Genomic DNA, 21,490 nt, shown 5'->3' with positions numbered 1-21,490 from the left:
AATTTTTAAGCTGAGTTTCTACTTGCATTTGTATTTCCGAAAAGTGATCGAGTAACGATTTTTTCATAAACTTTAATCAAATCCTCGTTGCCTTCTTCTTTGTTCAATTCATTAATTCTTAACAATGCATACTGTTGTATTGTCAACAATGGCAATACAATACGCTCTCTTATCTGAATTGAAGCTATACCATCAGGATAATTTTCCATTAATGTTTTATGACCAGCAATTTTCAATAAAAGACGCTTTGTTTCTGAAAACTCATCGTAAATAATTTGCCAAAACTCACCAAATTCCGGATCTTTTCGCATATATGCTGTTAATGGTAAAAATGATTTTGCCAAGGACATCATACTATTTTCAAGCAAAGTTTTAAAGAATAACGAATTATGATATAGATCGCTTACTTTTTCCCATTGTCCAGATTCTTCAAAGTGCTTCAATGCTGATCCAACTCCAAAAAATCCAGGAACATTTTGTTTTAATTGACTCCAAGAACCAACAAACGGGATCGCTCTTAAATCAGCAAAATCCAATGATTCAGATTTACTTCTTTTTGATGGACGGCTTCCAATATTAGTTTTTGAGTAATATTTCAACGTACTCATTTTTTCCAAATACGGAATAAATTTTGGGTGATTTTTAAAACTCAAATATTTATCATATCCTAAAGTCGCTAATTGTGTTAGAATTTGCGTTTCTTCTGGACTTAGCTCGTTTTCTTCTTTTTTGAACACCTGATTGGTAACTCCGGCAGTCAATAAATTCTCAATATTATAACGACAAGAATCCAAAGTTCCGAAATTAGAACTAATCGTCTGACCTTGAACTGTAATTTGGATTTCGTTATTTTCAATTTTCGGCCCTAGAGATGCGTAGAATTTGTGTGTTTTTCCACCACCACGCGCAGGAGGTCCACCACGTCCGTCAAAGAAAATAGCTTTGATTCCGTATTTTCTTGAAATTTCAGTTAATGAAATTTTTGCCTGATAGATGCTCCAGTTCGCCATTAAATAACCACCATCTTTTGTACCGTCTGAGAAACCAAGCATAATAGTCTGCTTATTTCCTCTTGCCTGCAAATGTTTAGAATATTCCGGATTTGTATACAATTGTTCCATTATTGCATGTGCATTCTGCAAATCATCAACTGACTCGAAAAGCGGTATAATGTCAACTGATGGATTTTCCCAATTATTCAAACGAATCATAGCAAAAGTTTCCATTACGTTCAACGCACTTTCGTTGTTGCTGATAATGTAACGATTAGCTCCTTCTTCTCCGTTATTTTGTTGAATCGTTTTGATTGCCTGAACAGATTCTAATGTTGATCTTGTAATTTCATCCTCGAAATCACTCGGATTCAAATTACCTTTTACTTTTGATAAAACATTGATTTTTTGATCTTCATTCAATTCGTAGTAATTTTTCGGAAAAATCTCAGAACCAGAATTCAGGTAATAATTTACCACATCCTTGAAAACAGCGTTATGAATTTTGCTATTCTGACGAATATCTAAAGTAGCAAAATGAAATCCGAATAAATTAATTTTTACTAACAGCGCTTCTAATTCATCTAAATATAATGACTGATGTTTCTCAATGATAATAGTTCTGATTTTGTTTAGTTGCGCCAATAATTCATCTAATGTGATAAAGATTTCGCCTTTAGAATAAAACACAGAACGATAAAGTTTATGTTCAAGTTCAGCTACTAAAGTGTCTACTCCTGAGAAAGTTAACTTTCTTTTTAAGTTTCTCATTTCAACATAATAACACTTTAAGATAGAAGTACGCAAACGGTCAGCAACTTTTAAAGTAATATCTGTTGTAACAAAAGGATTTCCATCACGATCTCCTCCAGGCCAGAATCCAAGTTTGATCAATTGATTTTGAATTGCATTTCCGCCAAGGATATTTTTCTGTAAATAATGAACGATTTCTCCAGAAGTTGCATAAAAAACATTCTCCAGATACCAAATTAAACTTACAGCTTCATCATACGGATTTGGCTTTACATTTTGAATAAATGGTGTTTTACCCAATTGCGCCAATAATTGTTTGATTTGCAATAAATCATTTTGACGAATAGCTTCTGTCAAATCATTTATAATTCCTAATACAGGACCAGGGTAAAACTGAGTTGGATGCGCTGTCAAAACAGTACGCACATTGAAGTTTTCTAAAAATTCAATTAATTCCTCATCTTTTTCTTTTGCATCTGTTTTTTCTTTAATGTCGCGAAGAGAACCACGTCCTTCCATATTATTAACTTCAGGAAAGGCTGCATCTTCAATCGCATCAAATAATACAATTTGACGCTCTATGTATTGAATAAATCGAAACATTAAATCGATTTTTTCAGTTTCAGAAGCATTGTTAAGAAATTTATTTGAGAAAAAATCAAAAATCTCTTTAGGTGTTTCTTGTTTTTTAAATCCTGTTTCGCAAGTTTCTGTAAACAACGGTAGCAAGACTCCTGTATTATCAATAGAATCAAACGGCAATGTTATAAAAACACTATTATAAATGTAGTATTTAGAGAGAACGTCCTGATTAAAACGTTCAATTTTTGGTAACGTGTACATAATTGTGTTGTGTAGTTGGTTGGTTAATAGGTCATAAAAAAACCCCAAGAATAAACTTGAGGTTATATTTTATAATATAGCATTCAAGAAAATATTACATATTTTTGAAAATAGTATGCATCAAACGCTTCTTATCGTTTATACTTTCCTCTAATGAAATCATTGTTTCTGTTCTGTAAACACCTTCGATATCATCAATCATGAAGATAACTTCTTTTGCGTGTTTAGTATCTTTTGCTCTAATTTTGCAAAAAATGTTGAATTTACCTGTCGTTACAGAAGCTACTGTTACGAATGGAATTTGATTGATTCGCTCTAATACAAATTTAGTTTGAGACGTATTATTAAGGAATACACCCACATAAGCAATAAATGAATACCCTAATTTATCATAATCTAAGGCTAGTGAAGATCCCATAATGATACCGGCATCCTCCATCTTTTTTACTCTAACATGTACTGTTCCAGCAGATATCAATAGTTTTTTTGCAATGTCAGTAAACGGAACTCTCGTATTGTCTATTAACATATCTAAAATCTGGTGATCTACTTCATCTAAACGAAATTTACTCATAATTCTTTAATTAATATTACTAATTGCTATTACAAAGTATAAAAATATATATAAAAAACAACAAATTCACATAAAAATTAACTTTTTATCAACCCGTTAACAAATTTAATATTTTTATTTAAATAAAAATCTGCTTTTTGATTCAATTTCGGAAAATTATCATATTCATCTGAATAAATTGCGCCTTTTGCGTCATATTCATAATGTCCAAAATAATTTTCTAATTCTCCTGCTTCAACGATGTAAGCATTAAAATGAATCTTATTTTCAATCAATTCTTCTTTGTATTGTGCGACAAAATTCGTAATAATTTCGATACCATCATAATTTATTTTGATATTTTTATACATAAAATCATAAAAAACCACTTTATTTTGTGAAATATTCAAATAATCATTAATTCTATTATCAACTAAATCGTTTTCGGAGATGAGTTTAAACGCCGTAATTAGTGAGAAAAATATGAACTTTCGCGTGATTTCCCTATTATAATCGCCTGCATAGTGTCCTGCTTCAAATAATATTGTTGGCGCACCTAAAAATTGAAAAGTGTCTCCAATACAATTAATATTAAAAGAATCATCAAAACGTCCTATTTGTCCAGGAATGTATTTTTGCAATTCATCATTAATTCCTGCAATCAAATTTATAGCCGTTAATCTATTCTCATTTACATCTCTTTCTTCATTAAATGATGGTGCTAAAAACGATACTGTTGCTGGTTTTCCTGTTTCTCCTGCTCCAAATATAGTTCGCTGATCGTGTAGATTAAAACAGAAATCGGGCTTAAATGTTTCAAAAACTTCTCTTAAAACATTGCTTTCCGGCTGAGTCAAATTCTGTGAATCACGATTTAAATCAATTTTATTAGCATTTTCACGGGTATATAACTTTGCTCCGTCTGGATTTAGTATAGGAATGCTGTAAAAAGTAAAAGTACTAAGCATTTTTTGAGCAAACTCTGATCCGTTGTTAAGTACATTAATGAAATCGAAAAATGCTTTTGTCGTTGTGCTTTCATTTCCGTGCATTTGAGACCAAAGATAAATGCGTGTTTTTCCTGTGCCTATTTGATAACTATATATAGGTGCGCCTAAAACTGATTTACCTATTACTGAAACTTGATTATCTGTATTTAATTTGTTCAATAAAGGTTCTATGTGATCTAAAGTTAGATAACGACCTGAGATGGATTCTTCTTTGTTCTGGTTAAATAATTCTTCTAAATTCATTGTCTTTTGATTTGTTTACAAAAGTAAACATCTTTATTTTTACAATTGTAAACTTTAAATTTTATCAAGAATTCAGAATTGTAAACAGGGATTAACCTTATTTCAAATAAATTCTAAAGTCTTAAGTTAACAAATGTTATAATTTAAATACTTAAATTAATAATTACTTATTTTCAATTAGTTATATATATTTATATAAAGCTATTATCTAATATAAATAGCCCTGATTTTATATTTTGCAACCGTGTAATTGTTTATGCAATTCTTTTTTGTTACATTTGTAAACCAGTTACTACTTTAAAATAATTTACAATGGTAAACATCGATGATTTTGTAAAAAGACTTGAAATTATATTGGATTATTACGGGATAAACGCTTCTTCATTTGCTGATAAAATTGGAGTTCAACGCTCAAGTATGTCTCATCTCCTATCTGGCAGAAATAAACCGAGCCTTGATTTTGTCATGAAAATTATTGAAGTTTTTCCAGATGTAGATATATATTGGTTACTGAATGGGAAAGGAAATTTTCCAAAAAGTAATGAAGAATCAACTTTACAATTTGGAGCAATTTCAGAAATTGAAAAAACTATCGCCCCTACTTCATCAAATGAAAATTTCAATACGATCGATTTATTTTCTGAAATCAATCCAGAAAAAGAAAAAGTAGAAACCAAAAGTACATCTTCAATAAAAAATACAATTTTCAATCCGGATGAAGATGAAGTCGAAAAAATCATCTTTTTTTATAAAAATGGTAAATTCAAGACTTATGTACCGTAGTTCAAAAATTTCGCGTATTTGAAAATTTTTAAAAATATTTTTGATTTAAGAGATTCTCACGCAATCAAAAAAATATTAAAATTTTTAGATTTGAATTCCGTTTTCTGGAATCTTTCCTAATACTCCTTTATAATGTTGTTTTAAAATTTCCCAATCAGCTTCATAATTTCCTGTTGGGTAAAAAGGCTTTCCTAAATTAACCTCTTTCTTTCCCCAATCAAAAGCAACGGGAACAATTGGAACATTTGCTTTAAGCGCAATATAATAAAAACCCGTTTTGAGTTCTGTAACTCCTTTTCGGGTTCCTTCTGGAGCAACGGCCAAACGAAAAGTTTCTTTGCGATCAAAAATCGCCGCAATCGAATCAACTTTATTTAATCCGCCAGAACGATCAAGCGGTTCGCCTCCAACATTTCTAAAATAATAACCAAAAGGAAATTTGAATAATTCCTTCTTCCCAACCCAATTCATTTGCAATCCAGAAATTCCGCGAGTAAAAAGCCCAATGTAAAAATCGTGATTACTGGTGTGAGGCATAACCATCAGAATGCATTTTTTCACCTCTGCATTTTCGATTCCCTTGATTTTCCAGCCCATTAGCTTGTAAAAGATGAATTTGTATAGCTGTTTTTTCATTAAAATTTTATTATTTCTGCAAAAATAACAGATTTAAAATGTATTTTTGAGTAAAAGCCTTATAAAATGATTCAAAAATTATTCAGTTATCTAATTCCAATTAAAATATTCAAAAAAAAATCGGCTCGAAGCAAAACAATTGAAGTTACCTGGGCAAATGGCGAATTAGTTTTAGATTCTGAAAACACAAATTATTCTTATGGAAGCCTACAACGTATATTAAGGTATGGCTTGCGAAATATTGGTTATGATACGATTTTAAAAATGGATCATATTTTAGTTTTGGGAGTTGCTGGCGGCAGCGTTATAAAAACTTTAGTAGACGAAATTGATTATAAAGGAAAAATAACCGGAGTTGAAATTGACCCCGAAATGATTCAGATTGCGAATCAATATTTTAATTTAAATAAAATCGAACAACTTGAACTGATTATTGACGATGCATTTGAATTTGTTTTGAAAACAAAAGATCAATACGATTTAATCATAATTGATATTTTTGAAGATATCAAAATGCCAAATTTCCTGTTTGAACGTTTTTTTAGTGAACGTGTTTGTTCCCTGTTAAAAGATCAAGGTTTTGTACTTTTTAATACCATGATTTTAGATGAAGCACATAATGTGAGAAATAGGAAGTACATTTCAGAAATAAACACTACATTGTTTTCCTTAAAAATGCTTCCCCGCATTGAGGTTCACAATGAGTTAATTATTATAAAAAAAGTAGCTTAATTTTTATTTTTATGAAACCCCTTTCTGCCATTTTAAACGCCTTGCCGCCTACTAAAATTATCGATTCTAGTATTGATTTTTCAAAGTATTTACCTTTGGATTTATCTGCCAACAATGAAGAATTAATGGATGTCCGGCCAGAAAATGCTGCCGAATTTGAAATTTTTATTTCAGATTATTTGTCAAGAAATAATGCTGAAGTTGCTTTTGGCGGTTATATTGAAGGTCGTACATTATATAAAAGGAGTACTATTTTTAGAAATGATTCTATTCCGGAACGCAATATTCATATTGGTCTTGATTTATGGACAAAAGTAGGAACAACTGTTTTGGCAGCGTTGGATGGAAAGGTTCATAGTTTTAAAAATAATGTTGGGCTGGGTGATTATGGTCCCACTATTATTTTAGAACATGAAATTCAAAATGAAAAATTTTATACTTTATATGGACATTTATCGTTAGAAAGTTTAGAGGGATTAAGTGTCGGGAAACCTTTTAAAAAAGGAGAACAAATTGCAACTCTTGGAAATGCAGCTGTAAATGGTGACTACGCACCGCATGTCCACTTTCAGATTATCAAAGATATCGAAGATTTTTGGGGAGATTATCCTGGAGTCTGCAATTCAAATGATCTCAATTTTTATATAGAAAACTGCCCCGACCCTAACTTATTATTAAAAATAACATAAATAGTTATGAAGAAAGCAGGATTGATTATATGTTTGTTGTTACTTATTGGATGCAAATCAAAAACGGTCAGCAGAGATACTGACGATTTGAAAATTAAGAAAATTGCAGTTTCAGAAATTAATTCGAACCAGCAAAAAAAAGCGTACGAATTAGGCAAACGCGTATTAGAAACCTGCAATACTTCTAAATTTAAACCATTTAATGAAACAGAAGTTACCAAATCAGTTATGGAAAACACAACTGAAGAACGACTGACTAAAACCTGCACAAGATTTAGACAGTATTATGGTAATTTTATTGATTTGAAATTAGACGGCGTTTATAAAAGCAAGCAGGAAGTCATTTACCGCTATCATGCTTTGTATTCCAAAAAAGTAGCCAACAAAGAACTTAGGATTTTTGTTGATGAAAACAATTTGATTTCTGCCATAAAATCAATGGATTGGGATGAAAAATTTGATGCTAAAATAAACGAATAATAAAGGATATATATGAATTTAAAATTACCGCTTTTCTTATTACTTTTAATGGCAAGCTTTGCCAATGCTCAGGAAACTATCAGTATAAAAGGCTCAAAACCTTATCCGGCAACACAGAATTATATTTTTATTTGTGAAAAATATGCTTTCTCCGGTGAAACTAATGTTCAGGTTGCAAAAACAGAAAAAGGTGGTGTTTTAAAATTAACTATTGCAACAGCAAATGATCAGGCCCGAATTTCTGGTGGCGTTTATGTTGATTTGGCGAATGGTGATGTAATACCTTGCGTTGACAAAAATGTAAAAGAAAGTGCCGACGGAAAAACAACTGCCTACTATTACTTCACTCCGGCAGAAATGATCAAACTAAAAAAAACAGATATCCAGGCAATACGTTTTATAATTGCAGGTGGCTCAAATTCCTTTGGCAATCAAACTGGATATTTTACAGCTGTAAACAGAAGCTCTTATTTTTCAACGGCCTACGATAAATCGAAAAAGACTTTCGATACTGCTAAAGAAATTAGCGTTTTATAAAGAAAAGACTTAAAATAATAAATCTTATATTTATACTTTAATTAAAATCTACATGAACGCCAACGAAAACTTAATTGCAAAATTCTATACCGCTTTTGCAAACGCCGACGCCAAAACAATGAGCGAATGCTATCATCCAAAAGTTCATTTTATTGATCCTGCTTTCGGATTATTAAAGGAAGAGCAAGTTTCAAAAATGTGGGAAATGCTACTTTTAAAAAGTAAAGGCAATATTAAAATTGAATTTTCAAATATCAAAGCCGATGACTTTACAGGATCTGCACGATGGATAGCAACTTACAATTTTAGTAAAACCAACAGAAATGTAGTTAATACTATTTCCGCAGAGTTTGTGTTTCAAGACGGACTTATTATTAAGCACACTGATAATTTTGACGTTTGGAAATGGTCAAAACAAGCCTTTGGTATTACTGGACTTTTATTAGGTTGGACAGGATTTTTTCATAAAAAAATTCAAGAGCAGGCTTTACTATCACTTAAAAAGTTTCAGCAAGCCAAATAATCTTCTTAAACTGAATATTCAAAATTCAGATTAACTGGATATTAATAAAGTTTCTAAAATTTCAGGAACTGCGATCAGATAAAGATTTTAATTATTTTGTTGCCATTTATTATAAAGTTAATCAGGTTATAATTTTGAATAATCATGAAAGAAATTGTACAAAAAAAATTAAATCAATTACAGGCAACTGCCATTTGTGGCAATGACATTAGTTCTTCTTGTCTGTATGTTTCAGCGCTTACGATTTTATATGCCGGACAATACGCCTGGATTTCTCTACTAATTGTAGCAGTTGTTTTATTTTTATTCCGAAAAATTTATGGTGAAGTCGTTGGTGCAATTCCTTTAAACGGAGGCGCTTACAACGTATTATTAAATACTTCAACAAAACGATTGGCATCAGTTGCCGCAACACTGACCGTTTTATCGTATATGGCAACTGCCGTAATTTCGGCTTCAGAAGGCATGCATTACTTGCACGGAATTTTTGAAGGACTAAATATTACCATTGCAACTGTTATTATCTTAATTATATTTACTTGTCTGGCAATTTTAGGAATTGGTGAATCGGCGTTCGTTGCCGTCATCATTTTTGTAACGCATATTACGACTTTAACTTTACTAGTTTTGGCATCTGTTTGGTTTTTGCTTTTTAATGGATTGGAAACTTTCCACATAAATTGGCAAACTCCTCTTGCAACGGGAAGTATAAAAACGGCTCTTTTTCTCGGATTTTCTGCCGCAATGCTCGGAATTTCAGGTTTTGAAAGTTCAGCCAATTTTGTCGAAGAACAAGAACAAGGAATTTTTCCAAAAACGCTTCGTAATATGTGGGCAATTGTCAGTTTCTTCAATCCCGTAATTGCCATTTTATTGATTAGTGTAATTCCGCTTACCGAAGTTGGCGAAAACAAAGAATCACTTTTGGCACATTTGGGTGAAACAACCGGCGGTTCATGGTTGGCTTGGTTAATTTCTATTGACGCTGTTTTAGTTTTATGCGGAGCAGTATTAACTTCATTTGTCGGTGTTTCGGGATTATTAAACCGAATGACATTAGACAGAATTCTACCAAATTATTTCCTAAAACAAAACAAAAGAGGTTCTCATTACCGAATCGTAATTAGTTTTTTAATTCTTTGTATTTCAGTGCTTTTTGCTACAAAAGGGCATTTAGAATCACTGGCTGGAGTTTATACTTTTTCATTTTTAGCAGTAATGGCGCTCTTCGGAATCGGGAATTTATTATTGAAATTCAAACGTCGAAAACTTCCTAGGCCTGAGCGCGCACGTGGAATTGCAGTAGTAACAGCGGTTATTTTTATAATCGCAGCCTTTATCGGAAACATGGAATTAAATATTAATTCGTTTTATACCTTTTTAAAATACATGATTCCGTCGTTACTTTTTATCGGAATCATGCTTAATCGCGTAATTCTGATTAAGCTTTTAATCGAAGCGCTCGAATATTTTTATCAGCCATTGCGGCGTATGGTCATTTTGAGCAATCGTTATCTCCAAAATTTAAGCCTAAAAATTAATTCGCAGGAATTTGTTTTTTTTACTAAAGGCGATGATATTGCAATTTTGAACAAAGTTTTACAATATGTTGAAAATAATGAAACAACCAAAAAACTTAAAATAGTTCATGTCAAAAAAGACGAAGCAAGCAATAATGCTTTGAAAAAAGATCTTGAAGTTTTAGACCGAGCGTACGACGATATCGACATTGAATATCTGGAAATAAAAGGAGAATTTGGCCCCGAAATGATTGACGAACTTTCTAAAAAATGGAATATCCCAAAAAATTTCATGTTCATTGCCTCGCCTGGAAATAAATTTTCTTACCGAGTTTCAGATCTCGGCGGAGTCCGATTGATAATGTAATCCTAATTTTAAGGAGCAGAAAAATCTGTTTTCAATTCAAGTCAAGTCCCGCTATCCGTTACAATCTTTTGTATCTCGTTAGAAAAAACGAGATACAAAAGGATTTCCACTTCTATCGGGGCTAAACGAGAAATTTCATTTTCATGAAAAACAACAAACTCATTTATACAATAAAACCCGAAAGGTTTTAAAAATCTATCGGGTTTACTTTATTAAACTTTGCGTACTTCGTGTAAATCTTAGCTCCCGATAGCTATCGGGATTGCCGTTAAAAAATCTTAAGATTTAAACCAGCTTTCTACTAATTCATCTTCAAATGAAGTTGCATTTTTATGAATAAATTCGTTTGTATTTTTATTATAAGAATAATCCAAAGCCCAATTCTCATGGTTTTCAGCTAATTCTTTAATGCTTTTGCATACATAAGCAATTTCTTCATCAGTTGTCGTTGGGTGAATAGACATTCTGATCCATCCTGGTTTTTTAATCAAATCACCAATCGTGATTTCATTAACTAATTTGTTAGAAGTTTCCTGATCAACATGTAATAAAAAATGTCCATAAGTTCCGGCACAGCTACATCCTCCACGAGTTTGAATCCCGAAACGATCATTCAACAATTTTACACCTAAATTGAAATGAAGATTTTCAATAAAAAACGAAACAACACCTAACCTGTCTTTATGTTGTCCAGCTAAAATCTTGATATTTTCAACTGGCTGTAATTGGTTAAAAACATAATCAACAATTTCATGTTCGCGTTGCAAAATGTTTTCAATTCCCATTTCTTCCTTCAGTTCAATTGCAAGAGCTGTTTTTATAACTTGTAAAAAACCCGGAGTTCCACCGTCTTCACGATCTTCAATATTATCAATATATTTATGTTCGCCCCAAGGATTTGTCCAACTTACAGTTCCTCCACCCGGACAATCGGGAATCATATTGTTGTATAATTTTTTGTTGAAAATCAAAACACCCGAAGTTCCAGGTCCACCCAAAAATTTGTGCGGTGAAAAGAAAATAGCATCTAAATACGCTTCAGGATCTGCAGGATGCATATCTATTTCTACATAAGGTCCTGAACAGGCAAAATCTACAAAACATACTCCATGATATTGGTGCATTAATTTTGCTGCTTCATGAAAAGGAGTTTTTAATCCCGTAACATTTGAGCATGAAGTAATCGAAGCAATTTTAATTGTTCTGTCTTTGTATTTTTCTAAAAGTTCTTCTAAATGCTCAAGACTGAAAAGCCCTTTTTCGCATGATGGAATAATTTCAACGTCGGCAATTGTCTCTAACCAAGAAGTTTGGTTGGAATGGTGCTCCATATGTGAGATAAAAACAATCGGTTTTTTCTCAGCCGGAACAGTCGTACAGCTTTTAAGGTTTTCAGGAATTTTCAATCCTAAAATACGCTGAAATTTATTGATAACGCCAGTCATTCCGGTGCCGTCTGTAATTAAAACATCATCATTATTAGCATTTGCATGACGCTTGATAATATGTCTGGCATGATGATATGCTTTTGTCATGGCAGTACCTGACACAGTAGTTTCAGTATGAGTATTCGCAACAAAAGGCCCAAATTGGTTTAAAAGTTTCTCTTCTATAGGGCGATATAGCCTTCCGCTGGCAGTCCAATCAGTATAAATGATTTGTTTTTTGCCATAAGGCGAAGTAAATTCTTGATTTATGCCAACAATATTTTTACGAAAATCCTGAAAATAAGTTTCTAGAGTGATGGTACTATTTTTGCTATTCATTACAGTGAGAGTTTGAATGCAAATATAAAGGCTTTTTTATAAAATTGCGAATTTATCAATTGTAAACTTCAAATATTACATAACCGTTTAGTATATTTAACTAAATACACATTATTTTAGTAATTTATCATAATATTCTATCGGATTAATGGGACAATAGAAACTTAAACAATACAAATTCTATGGGAAATTTAGCAACAGCCACTTTTGGTGGAGGATGTTTTTGGTGTATTGAAGCTGTGATTCAGCGATTAAATGGAGTAAAATCTTTAAAATCAGGATATTCTGGTGGTTTTATTAAGAATCCACCCTATCGAGAAGTATGTACTGGCAGAACCGGACATGCTGAAGTAATACAAGTCACTTTTGATCCTGACATAATTTCATATCACGATTTGATTTTTATATTTATGACAAGCCATGATCCTACAACGCTGAATCGTCAAGGTGCAGATGTTGGAACTCAATATCGTTCGCTTGTCTTGTATCATGATTTGGAACAAAAAGAAATTGCAGAAAAAGTTTTTCAGGAAGTAAAACCTTTTTATGAAGATCCAATTGTAACTGAATTGGCTTCTTTTGAAGTATTTTATGAAGCCGAAGAAGATCATCAAAACTATTACAACAATAATCAGGATGCACGTTACTGTCAGATTGTAATTGATCCAAAAGTGCAGAAACTGAAAAAAATGTACGCCGACAGATTAATTTAATTTTTAGCCACAGATTTAAAGGATTTGCACAGATTAAAAAATCTTTTTAATCTGTGCAATCAGTGGCAAAAAAAGAAAAAAACAAAATGAAAAACCTTAAAATAAACAATCGATTTACATCCGAATTACCTGCAGATCCTGATTTAACAAATGAAGTTCGTCAGGTAAAAAACACTTTGTTTTCGTTTGTAAATCCAACAAAACCTTCAAATCCAAAACTGATTCATGCTTCAAAAGAAGTAGCTGAATTGGTTGGAATTTCTGAAGATGAAATTCAGTCTGAAAGCTTTTTAAATGTATTTTCGGGAAAAGAAATTCTTCCTGAAACACAGCCTTATGCAATGTGCTACGCGGGACATCAATTTGGAAATTGGGCTGGACAATTGGGCGACGGCCGTGCCATCAATTTGACTGAAATTGAAAATAATAATCAGTTTTATACACTTCAGTTAAAAGGCGCCGGAAAAACTCCATATTCCAGAACTGCTGATGGTTTAGCTGTTTTGCGTTCTTCAATAAGAGAATATTTATGTGCCGAAGCAATGTATAATCTTGGCGTTCACACTACCCGATCGCTTTCTTTGATTCTTTCAGGCGATCAGGTTTTACGTGATATTTTATATAACGGAAATCCGGCTTATGAAAAAGGTGCTGTCGTTTGTCGCGTTGCGCCATCTTTTATCCGATTTGGAAGTTTTGAAATGCTTACTTCTCGAAATGAGTTGAAAAATTTAAAACAGTTTGTAGAATTTACAATCAAACATTATTTCCCGGAAATAACTGGTGAACCAAAAGAACAATATTTACAATTTTTCAAAAAAGTTGCCGATACAACGCGTGAAATGATTTTACACTGGCAACGTGTAGGTTTTGTACACGGCGTAATGAACACAGACAATATGTCGATTCACGGAATCACGATTGATTACGGTCCTTACGGCTGGCTTGAAAATTATGATCCAAATTGGACACCAAATACAACCGACAGCCAAAATAGAAGATACCGTTTTGGCAATCAACCTAGCGTTGCACAATGGAATTTATTTCAATTAGCCAACGCACTTTATCCGCTGATTAATGAAGCAGCACCTTTAGAAAAAATATTGGAATCATTTATGAATGATTTTAATTTTGATTATAAAACAATGTTTTTAAGCAAATTAGGATTATTCACTTCAACTGAAACTGATGATCAATTAATTGTAGACTTAGAAAACACTTTGCAATTGACCGAGACTGATATGACAATCTTTTTTAGAAATTTAAGTTTTGTTGAAAAATCAGATTTTGCACCAGAAGCAATTGAAAAAATTAAATATTCATTTTATAAACCAGAAGAAGTTTCAGGAGAAATTTTAGAAATCTGGACAAAATGGTTTTATGATTATTTAGAAAGACTGAAAGTTGAAACATTATCAGATGAAGATCGTTCTCGAAAAATGAATCTTATTAATCCAAAATATGTACTTCGAAATTATATGGCGCAACTTGCCATCGACGCTGCTGAAAAAGAGGATTATTCATTAATTGATGAACTTTATACTCTTTTACAAAAACCATATGATGAACAACCGGAGTTTGAAAAATGGTTTGCAAAACGTCCAGATTGGGCTAGATCTAAAGTAGGTTGTTCAATGTTATCTTGTAGTTCTTAAGTTTTTGTAAGTCACAAATTTCCAATAAATTATTTTATTAGTTTGTCACATTGAGCGAAGTCGAAATGTTTTATGAAGTTCTCTACTCCGCTCAATGTGGCAAACTTTTTTATTTTGAAGTAATGTGATCCACAATCATTTTAGCATGGATTCTTGAGTTTTCAATAAACCATTTGTGCGTTTGCATTCCGCCACAAACAACGCCTGCGAGAAATAATCCTTCAACATTCGTTTCCATAGTTTCTGCATTATACGACGGAATTTTTAATTCATCGTCTGAAAGCTGAATTCCAATATTTTCAAGAAAATTCAAATCAGGTTTGTAACCCGTTAATGCCAAAACAAAGTCATTCTCAATTGTAACTTTTCCGTCAGGGGTTTCAATTTCAACTTCGCTTTCTTTTATTTCAGTAATATTCGATGTAAAATAAGCTTTGATGCTTCCTTCGGCAATTCGGTTTTCAATATCGGGTTTAACCCAATATTTCACTCTGCTGTTGATTTCATTTTTACGAATGACCATTGTTACATTTGCACCTTTACGCCAACATTCCAATGCCGCATCAACAGATGAATTATTGGCGCCAACTACCAAAACATTTCTGAAAGCATATTCATGCGCTTCTTTATAATAATGACGAACTTTTGGCAGTTCTTCTCCTTTTACATTCATTGTAATTGGAATGTCATAAAATCCTGTCGCGATAATTACATTCTTAGATTTATAAGAATTCTTGTTTGTTGTAATTTCAAAAACAGCATTTTCATTTTTACGAATCTCGGTTACTTCTTCAAACAAATTTATGTTGAAATTAAAATAACGATGAATATTTCTGTAATATTCCAAAGCTTCCTGACGACCTGGTTTCGGTGCCAGACAATTGAACGGAATGTCACCAATTTCTAATCTTTCAGCGGTTGAAAAAAATGTCATGTAAAGCGGATAATTGAAAATACTGTTTACAATTGCGCCTTTTTCAATAATCAAATATCGTAAGTTTTTCTTTTGAGCTTCAATTGCGCAAGCAAGACCAATTGGCCCGCCTCCAACAATAATCAAATCATAATCTGTCATAAATGAATTATTTTTCCCAGTCTTTAAATGGATTTTTGCTCAAATAAGCGTTGTAATATCTTTTGTCATTGGTAACTTCTTCTCCTAGCCAATCTGGTTTTTCAAAAGTTTCTGTTTCTGATTCCAATTCGATTTCGGCCATAATCAAGCCTTCGTTTTCACCATAAAATTCATCAACTTCAAAAACATGATTTCCAGATTTAATTTCGAAACGAGTTTTTTCGATTTTCCCTTTTTCGCATAATTTCAACAATTCCTGCGCTTCTTCCAGCGGAATTTCATTTTCCCACTCAAAACGAGTCATTCCTCCTTGATGCCCAATACCTTTTATTGTCAAAAATCCTCTTTCTCCTTTAATTCGCACACGAACTGTTCTTTCAGGAATTGAGCTTAAATAACCCTGAGCAATTTTATTTTGAGTAAAAGCCTGTTCTTTAAAATCTTCAGATTTCACAAGAAACTTTCTTTCAATTTCAACCATTTTGATTCTTCAATTAATTTTACTGCAAGTTACTCAATTTAATTCAGTCCCGAAATTGCAATAAGAAAGTATTAGCTTGTTTTTTCATTTAACCAAAATCAAAACACACTCAGCAAATTAACTGATTGTTAATATATTACACTTTTATTTTTTGCTAAATTTGATTGACCCTAACACTGTTGTTGATTTATCAAATACTTTGATTTTTCAGACGTTTCTAAAACTTCTTAAGAAAGTTTAAGCAGATAAATTCCGACGGCCAATCTTATCATTTTAAAAATAACAGATCATGGATATAATGTGTTTTATAATACCGGCATTAGTAGGTTTGATCTTTGGGATTTTCGGTTACCTACTAGGAAAAATGAGCTCAAAAAAAGATGTTTTGCTCGCCGTATCTTTGCAAGAAGATTTAGATGTATGCAAGTCCACGGTAAAGAATTTAAATCAAAAAATAAATGCTCTTGATGTTGAATTAGCTTCAAAAGCAAAAAATAATCCTGCCCCACAATCACCTATATCACAATTTATATTTGACAAAGAAATCGCTTTAAATATTTTAGGTAAAAAAGTAAAAGAAAATGACTTGAAAATTGTTGAAGGAATTGGCCCTAAAATCGAAGCTTTATTTAATGAAGCGGGAATTGCGACATGGCAAGATTTATCAAAAGCATCTACTGAAAAACTGCAGAATATTCTAGACGCAGCAGGCGAAAATTTTGCCATGCACAATCCAAGTACCTGGCCAAAACAAGCATTAATGGCTTATCAAGGGAAATGGCAAGAACTGAAAGACTGGCAAGCTAATTTGTTGGGAGGAAAAGAGTGAGAAAAAGTAACAAAGCTGTAAAGTAACAGAGGGACAAAGGTTTTATTTCTTTGCAACTTTGTTACTTTGTATCTATTTCAAAAAAATCCCATTTTTTTGAAACATTGTACCACAACTGTCCTTTTGAAACTTCAAGTGGGCAATCAAAATTATTGGTGTAAAGAGCGCCAGTTCCTAATCCCTGTGGCATCTTTGAATTTTGAATAAAAGTCCATTGTGCTATCGCGTTTAGACCAATATTACTTTCTAACGCTGATGTGATCCACCAACCAATTCCATATTTATCTGCTAAATCAATCCATTCTTTTGTTCCTCTGAAACCTCCAATAAAACTCGGTTTCAAAATAATATATTGTGGTTTGATTTCTTGCAATAGTTTCTCTTTATCTTCAAATGAAAATACACCTATCAATTCTTCGTCTAAAGCAATTGGAAATGGTGTTACTTTGCATAAATTATGCATGGCTTGAACATTACCTTTCCTGATAGGTTGTTCAATACTATGTAATTGAAATTCTTTGAGTTGATTTAACTTATCTAAAGCTTCATTTAATGGAAAAGCACCATTGGCATCAACTCTAATTTCAATTTGTTCAGCCGAAAAATGGGTTCTGATAAATTGCAATAAATCTAATTCTCGTTGAAAATCTATTGCACCAATTTTAAGTTTTATACACTTAAAACCATCCGCTAATTTGTCTTCGATTTGCTCTTTCATGAAAGATGCTTCACCCATCCAAACTAAGCCGTTTATCTCAATTGATTTTGAATTATTGGTAAAATCGGAAGGAAACAATAAATACGGATTTTCACTTTTTAAAGATAAAAAAGCCATTTCCACTCCAAACTGAATAGAAGGAAATTCTAATAAAGCTTCCCAAAGTGCTGTTTCACCTAAATGAATATTTTGGCAAACCCACTGCAGTTTTTCTTCATAATCGTCGCGATCATCGGCACTTAAACCACGTAAAATACCACACTCGCCTATTCCTTTTTTACCGTTTTCTTCTAAAACGATAAACCAGGTTTCTTTTTCGGTCATAATCCCTCGCGACGTTCCGGATGGACGTTTAAACTCGAGCATGTATTTGTGGTAAGTAGCGGTCATTTTTTTTAGGTACTAAGAAGCTAAGGTTCTAAGGGACTGAGGTATGAGATACTGAAAAACTTAGTATCTTAGCACCTTAGTAGCTTAGAATCTTTAATTATAAAGTTTTAGAATTTTTTCGAAATCTTTTGATGGCAGGCCTGCTTTTTCAAAAATTACAAAATCTGATTTTGTTTTGTCTTTCCAACTTAAACTATCTGTGACATTTTGATCCTGATATTTTTTATAGATTGCTTTTGCATCACTATAATTATTGCTCACTAAATACAAATGTGCCAAGTTTAATTTGACCAATAATTCAGTGCTGTCTAGTTTTTCACCTTCTTGCAAAAACTTTTGCGCTTTCTCATATTGCTTTGTCAAAATATAGCAATAACCGATTGAACTGTAATCTAATGCGGTAGCTTTTCCTTCATTAATTATAGTATTTAATTTAGGAATTGCTTCATTGTATTTTTGCTGTTTGATTAATAGAGAAGCCTGTTTTCTGAGGTCGTTAAAAACATTTTTAGAAATATCAGCATCTTTATAACAAGCGCTTCCAAAGTCTTTATAAACTTTATTTTTTTCTATTGGAAGCAACTTTTGAAATTCACTATAGCGATATTGCTTCATGATTTTATCTAAAATACAAACGCAGAAATCATCAGAATTAGCCATTTTTTGTGCCATTGTTGATGTTTTACACAAACTGATGATTTCATTTTTATTATCCTGATTCCAGCCACGATTTAATTTTGTATCCACCCAAGGCACAACTTCTAAAACAACTTTTTGATTCAAAAGCCAGTTTTTACTATGAAATCCAAACCAAATTGTGCTTACATTTTGTCCCAAACAAGTAGATTTATCAAGCGATAATCTTTTCGCATCCTTGCTTAAAGGTTCTTCTTGAGCATAACAAGCTTTATCTGTTTTTCCGTCGTCAATGTATTTTTTTGCATTTTCTGCAGATGTAAATAAGGCGTAAGTGCAAGTATCATCTCCCGAAATCTTGGACATTATAAATACCGCTCCAGCTGAGCCCTGGCTAACTCCAGTTGGATCTGGAATTGCTTTTAATACCGAAACCAAACTGTTTGCCATTTGTTGATTTTCATCCAAAAGTGTGATTCTGTAAACAATTTCAGTAGTTCCAACGGGAAGATCTTCTGTTTTTATTGTGATTCGGTCACGGGCAGAAACAATTATTTCTTTTGTTGTTGCGCGTTCTTTATCCCAATAACCGTCTTTTTGTGCAAAAGCATTAAAAGAAAAAGTAATTAATAGTGATAGAATTATTTTTTTGAAAGTCATGTTGAATGATTGTTTTTTGCCAAGAATTACACCAATTTCTCTACTTTTTTATTTGTAGTTAATTTCATGGATTTCAATAATCTTAGTAAAAATTATGCCAAAATATTTCTTATGAAATCAAGTGCCCTAGCCCCGATAGAGGCGGTATCCTTTTTTGGGCAATTTTTCATTGCCTAAAAAAGATATAGCCGAAAGCGGGATTAGCTCCTTCTTTCGGCTATATTTAAATTGATAATTATAATTCGATTGACTCTCCGATTCCTAACAACATCAAATCTTTTCCTTTATCGAAAAACTTTTTGATTGCTTCTTCGTGGTTGATTTCGATATAGCCAAAAGTATCAAAATGATACCCTAAAACTTTGTCGCATTCTACAAAATCTGAAGCGATAATAGCATCTTCGACATCCATTGTAAAGTTATTTCCGATTGGAAGAATTGCCAAATCTAATTCTGTTCGCATAGGAATCAATTTCATATCCATTGTAAGGGCAGTGTCTCCCGCGATGTAAATATTTTTATGCTCGCCTTCAATTACAAATCCACCAGGATTTCCTCCGTTAGTGCCGTCAGGAAAAGTACTTGAATGAATAGCGTTTACATATTTAACTTTTCCAAAATCGAATTTCCAGCTTCCGCCGTGATTCATCGGATGTGAATTAAAACCTAATTTTGCATAATAACTCGCAATTTCTGCATTTGATACAATTACAGCATTTGTCAATTTTGCAATAGCCTGAACATCTAAAACGTGATCAGCATGTGCGTGTGTAAGTAAAATATAATCGGCCTTTAAATCTCTAAGGTCGATTGCTGCAGCAGCTGGATTTCCGGTAATAAAAGGGTCAACAATAATATGTTTTCCTCCAACTTCGATGCCTAAAGAAGCGTGTCCGTAAAATGTTATTTTCATGATCTTATTTTTTTAATTGAACTTGGTTATCTTCCTCCAAGAAAAAGGTTAACGATAATATCTGAAATCAGTGAAATCATGCAGATTGTCAATAATAATGAAAGCAAGAAAGTGCTTAGCGCTACTTTTTTTAACTCTGGATCTAAAAGTTTAGGATCCTGGTTTTTAGAAACCGTAATTAAATGCTTTGTTAAAGGAATATAGGCTAGTAAAAATAAGTATTGGTCAAAATTATAATCGCTCAAAATAGCAAAAACAACTACCAAAATCATAGCTGTAATAATCAATGTAAAATGGTAAATTTTAGCCTTTGCTCCACCAATTTGAACTACAATTGTATTTTTTCCTGATTTTCTATCTGATTCTTCATCGCGCATATTATTTAGGTTTAAAACACCAACGCTAAGCAAACCAATTGAAATTGCTGGAAGAATCAACAGCGGATCAACTTCTTTGGAATATAAAAAATTAACACCCAAAGTACTTACCAATCCGAAGAATACGAAAACAAAAACGTCTCCAAATCCTTTGTAACCGTAAGCTGAATTTCCAACTGTATAACGAATTGCCGAAACAATTGCTGCAATTCCTAATAATAAAAAGAAAATCGAATACCCAAAATTATCTTTTCCGAATGCAAAATAAATCAATATTATAGCCGATAAAAGCGTTAATAATGAAGTAATTATTATTGCTTTTTTCATGGCCTGAGGCGTGATTTTCCCACTCTGAATAGCGCGTTGTGGCCCTACTCTGTCAGCGTTATCTGTACCTTTTACTCCATCACCATAATCATTGGCAAAATTGGATAAAACCTGTAAACCTAATGTTGTTAAAAGTGCAAAACCAAAAATTTTCCAGCTAAATACTTCTGTCGGCGTATTAATTGTTTCTGTTGGGTTTGATAAAGCATAAATACTTCCAACAATAATTCCAGAAACTGATAAAGGCAATGTGCGCAATCTTGCGGCTTCAATCCAATGTTTCATTTAT

At 32.4% G+C, this 21,490-nt stretch carries 21 protein-coding genes; 10 read left to right on the top strand and 11 right to left on the bottom strand.

The genetic code is table 11. From position 1 onward, the window contains the following. Positions 1 to 5: 5 nt before the first annotated feature. The 3 genes from GQ47_RS00645 to GQ47_RS00635 all read right to left on the bottom strand — a co-directional run bounded on the left by GQ47_RS00645 (position 6) and on the right by GQ47_RS00635 (position 4,394). A complete protein-coding gene (locus tag GQ47_RS00645) occupies positions 6 to 2,588 on the bottom strand; it encodes a phosphoenolpyruvate carboxylase (RefSeq protein WP_035643701.1) in 2,583 nt (860 codons plus the stop codon). 94 nt (positions 2,589 to 2,682) lie between these two features. After that, complete coding sequence (locus GQ47_RS00640; protein WP_007805990.1) at positions 2,683 to 3,162, bottom strand: Lrp/AsnC family transcriptional regulator; 480 nt, start codon at positions 3,160 to 3,162, stop codon at positions 2,683 to 2,685. A gap of 77 nt (positions 3,163 to 3,239) precedes the next feature. Continuing rightward, entirely contained in the window at positions 3,240 to 4,394 is a 1,155-nt protein-coding gene (locus GQ47_RS00635) for a M14 family metallopeptidase (protein ID WP_035643699.1), read from the bottom strand. A gap of 312 nt (positions 4,395 to 4,706) precedes the next feature. On the opposite strand from GQ47_RS00635, the gene GQ47_RS00630 reads away from it, so the two are divergent. Further along, on the top strand, positions 4,707 to 5,177 hold the full coding sequence (locus GQ47_RS00630; protein ID WP_035643696.1) for a helix-turn-helix domain-containing protein: 471 nt from the start codon (positions 4,707 to 4,709) through the stop codon (positions 5,175 to 5,177). 84 nt (positions 5,178 to 5,261) lie between these two features. Here the strand turns inward: GQ47_RS00630 and GQ47_RS00625 are convergent, their stop codons facing one another. Then, positions 5,262 to 5,813, bottom strand: coding sequence for a 1-acyl-sn-glycerol-3-phosphate acyltransferase (locus GQ47_RS00625; protein ID WP_035643694.1), 552 nt, complete (start codon positions 5,811 to 5,813; stop codon positions 5,262 to 5,264). A gap of 66 nt (positions 5,814 to 5,879) precedes the next feature. On the opposite strand from GQ47_RS00625, the gene GQ47_RS00620 reads away from it, so the two are divergent. The 6 genes from GQ47_RS00620 to GQ47_RS00595 all read left to right on the top strand — a co-directional run bounded on the left by GQ47_RS00620 (position 5,880) and on the right by GQ47_RS00595 (position 10,661). Further along, positions 5,880 to 6,545, top strand: coding sequence for a spermidine synthase (locus GQ47_RS00620; RefSeq protein WP_035643692.1), 666 nt, complete (start codon positions 5,880 to 5,882; stop codon positions 6,543 to 6,545). Positions 6,546 to 6,556: 11 nt separating this feature from the next. Next, on the top strand, positions 6,557 to 7,234 hold the full coding sequence (locus GQ47_RS00615) for a peptidoglycan DD-metalloendopeptidase family protein (RefSeq protein WP_035643690.1): 678 nt from the start codon (positions 6,557 to 6,559) through the stop codon (positions 7,232 to 7,234). Positions 7,235 to 7,240: 6 nt separating this feature from the next. Then, positions 7,241 to 7,714 (top strand): hypothetical protein, encoded by a 474-nt coding sequence (locus GQ47_RS00610; protein ID WP_035643689.1) that lies wholly within the window; start codon positions 7,241 to 7,243, stop codon positions 7,712 to 7,714. A 12-nt stretch (positions 7,715 to 7,726) separates the two neighbouring features. Continuing rightward, a complete protein-coding gene (locus GQ47_RS00605; protein WP_035643686.1) occupies positions 7,727 to 8,251 on the top strand; it encodes a hypothetical protein in 525 nt (174 codons plus the stop codon). Positions 8,252 to 8,303: 52 nt separating this feature from the next. Next, positions 8,304 to 8,774 (top strand): nuclear transport factor 2 family protein, encoded by a 471-nt coding sequence (locus GQ47_RS00600; RefSeq protein ID WP_035643683.1) that lies wholly within the window; start codon positions 8,304 to 8,306, stop codon positions 8,772 to 8,774. A gap of 144 nt (positions 8,775 to 8,918) precedes the next feature. Then, positions 8,919 to 10,661 (top strand): APC family permease, encoded by a 1,743-nt coding sequence (locus tag GQ47_RS00595; protein ID WP_035643681.1) that lies wholly within the window; start codon positions 8,919 to 8,921, stop codon positions 10,659 to 10,661. Between the two features lie 278 nt (positions 10,662 to 10,939). On the opposite strand, the gene GQ47_RS00590 is transcribed toward GQ47_RS00595, so the two are convergent. Further along, positions 10,940 to 12,427 (bottom strand): aminotransferase class V-fold PLP-dependent enzyme, encoded by a 1,488-nt coding sequence (locus tag GQ47_RS00590; protein WP_035643678.1) that lies wholly within the window; start codon positions 12,425 to 12,427, stop codon positions 10,940 to 10,942. A 182-nt stretch (positions 12,428 to 12,609) separates the two neighbouring features. Between GQ47_RS00590 and msrA the strand changes: the two genes are divergently transcribed. Both msrA and GQ47_RS00580 read left to right on the top strand, forming a co-directional pair. Continuing rightward, positions 12,610 to 13,140: a peptide-methionine (S)-S-oxide reductase MsrA gene (gene msrA, locus GQ47_RS00585; protein WP_035643676.1), complete on the top strand. Its 531-nt coding sequence runs from the start codon at positions 12,610 to 12,612 to the stop codon at positions 13,138 to 13,140. An 86-nt stretch (positions 13,141 to 13,226) separates the two neighbouring features. Continuing rightward, positions 13,227 to 14,795 carry a protein adenylyltransferase SelO gene (locus GQ47_RS00580; protein ID WP_035645015.1) on the top strand — a complete coding sequence of 523 codons (1,569 nt, stop codon included), beginning with the start codon at positions 13,227 to 13,229 and terminating at the stop codon, positions 14,793 to 14,795. A gap of 109 nt (positions 14,796 to 14,904) precedes the next feature. Here the strand turns inward: GQ47_RS00580 and GQ47_RS00575 are convergent, their stop codons facing one another. Continuing rightward, positions 14,905 to 15,870: a YpdA family putative bacillithiol disulfide reductase gene (locus GQ47_RS00575; protein ID WP_035643673.1), complete on the bottom strand. Its 966-nt coding sequence runs from the start codon at positions 15,868 to 15,870 to the stop codon at positions 14,905 to 14,907. A gap of 7 nt (positions 15,871 to 15,877) precedes the next feature. Then, complete coding sequence (locus GQ47_RS00570; RefSeq protein WP_035643671.1) at positions 15,878 to 16,351, bottom strand: CYTH domain-containing protein; 474 nt, start codon at positions 16,349 to 16,351, stop codon at positions 15,878 to 15,880. A 289-nt stretch (positions 16,352 to 16,640) separates the two neighbouring features. On the opposite strand from GQ47_RS00570, the gene GQ47_RS00565 reads away from it, so the two are divergent. Beyond that, positions 16,641 to 17,180, top strand: coding sequence for a hypothetical protein (locus GQ47_RS00565; protein WP_035643669.1), 540 nt, complete (start codon positions 16,641 to 16,643; stop codon positions 17,178 to 17,180). Positions 17,181 to 17,241: 61 nt separating this feature from the next. On the opposite strand, the gene GQ47_RS00560 is transcribed toward GQ47_RS00565, so the two are convergent. The 4 genes from GQ47_RS00560 to menA form a co-directional block, all read right to left on the bottom strand. After that, positions 17,242 to 18,288, bottom strand: a complete 1,047-nt coding sequence (locus tag GQ47_RS00560) for an o-succinylbenzoate synthase (RefSeq protein ID WP_035643667.1) — start codon at positions 18,286 to 18,288, stop codon at positions 17,242 to 17,244. Positions 18,289 to 18,381: 93 nt separating this feature from the next. Next, complete coding sequence (locus tag GQ47_RS00555; RefSeq protein WP_035643664.1) at positions 18,382 to 19,584, bottom strand: tetratricopeptide repeat protein; 1,203 nt, start codon at positions 19,582 to 19,584, stop codon at positions 18,382 to 18,384. Between the two features lie 235 nt (positions 19,585 to 19,819). Further along, positions 19,820 to 20,497, bottom strand: a complete 678-nt coding sequence (locus GQ47_RS00550) for a metal-dependent hydrolase (protein ID WP_035643662.1) — start codon at positions 20,495 to 20,497, stop codon at positions 19,820 to 19,822. A 26-nt stretch (positions 20,498 to 20,523) separates the two neighbouring features. Continuing rightward, on the bottom strand, positions 20,524 to 21,486 hold the full coding sequence (gene menA, locus GQ47_RS00545) for a 1,4-dihydroxy-2-naphthoate octaprenyltransferase (protein WP_035643660.1): 963 nt from the start codon (positions 21,484 to 21,486) through the stop codon (positions 20,524 to 20,526). Positions 21,487 to 21,490 lie beyond the last annotated feature (4 nt).

It is taken from the genome of Flavobacterium sp. ASV13, from assembly GCF_000745775.1.
Taxonomy (GTDB): domain Bacteria; phylum Bacteroidota; class Bacteroidia; order Flavobacteriales; family Flavobacteriaceae; genus Flavobacterium.
Note: the sequence above shows the minus strand (reverse complement) of the source record. Positions and strands in the feature narration are given on the sequence as shown.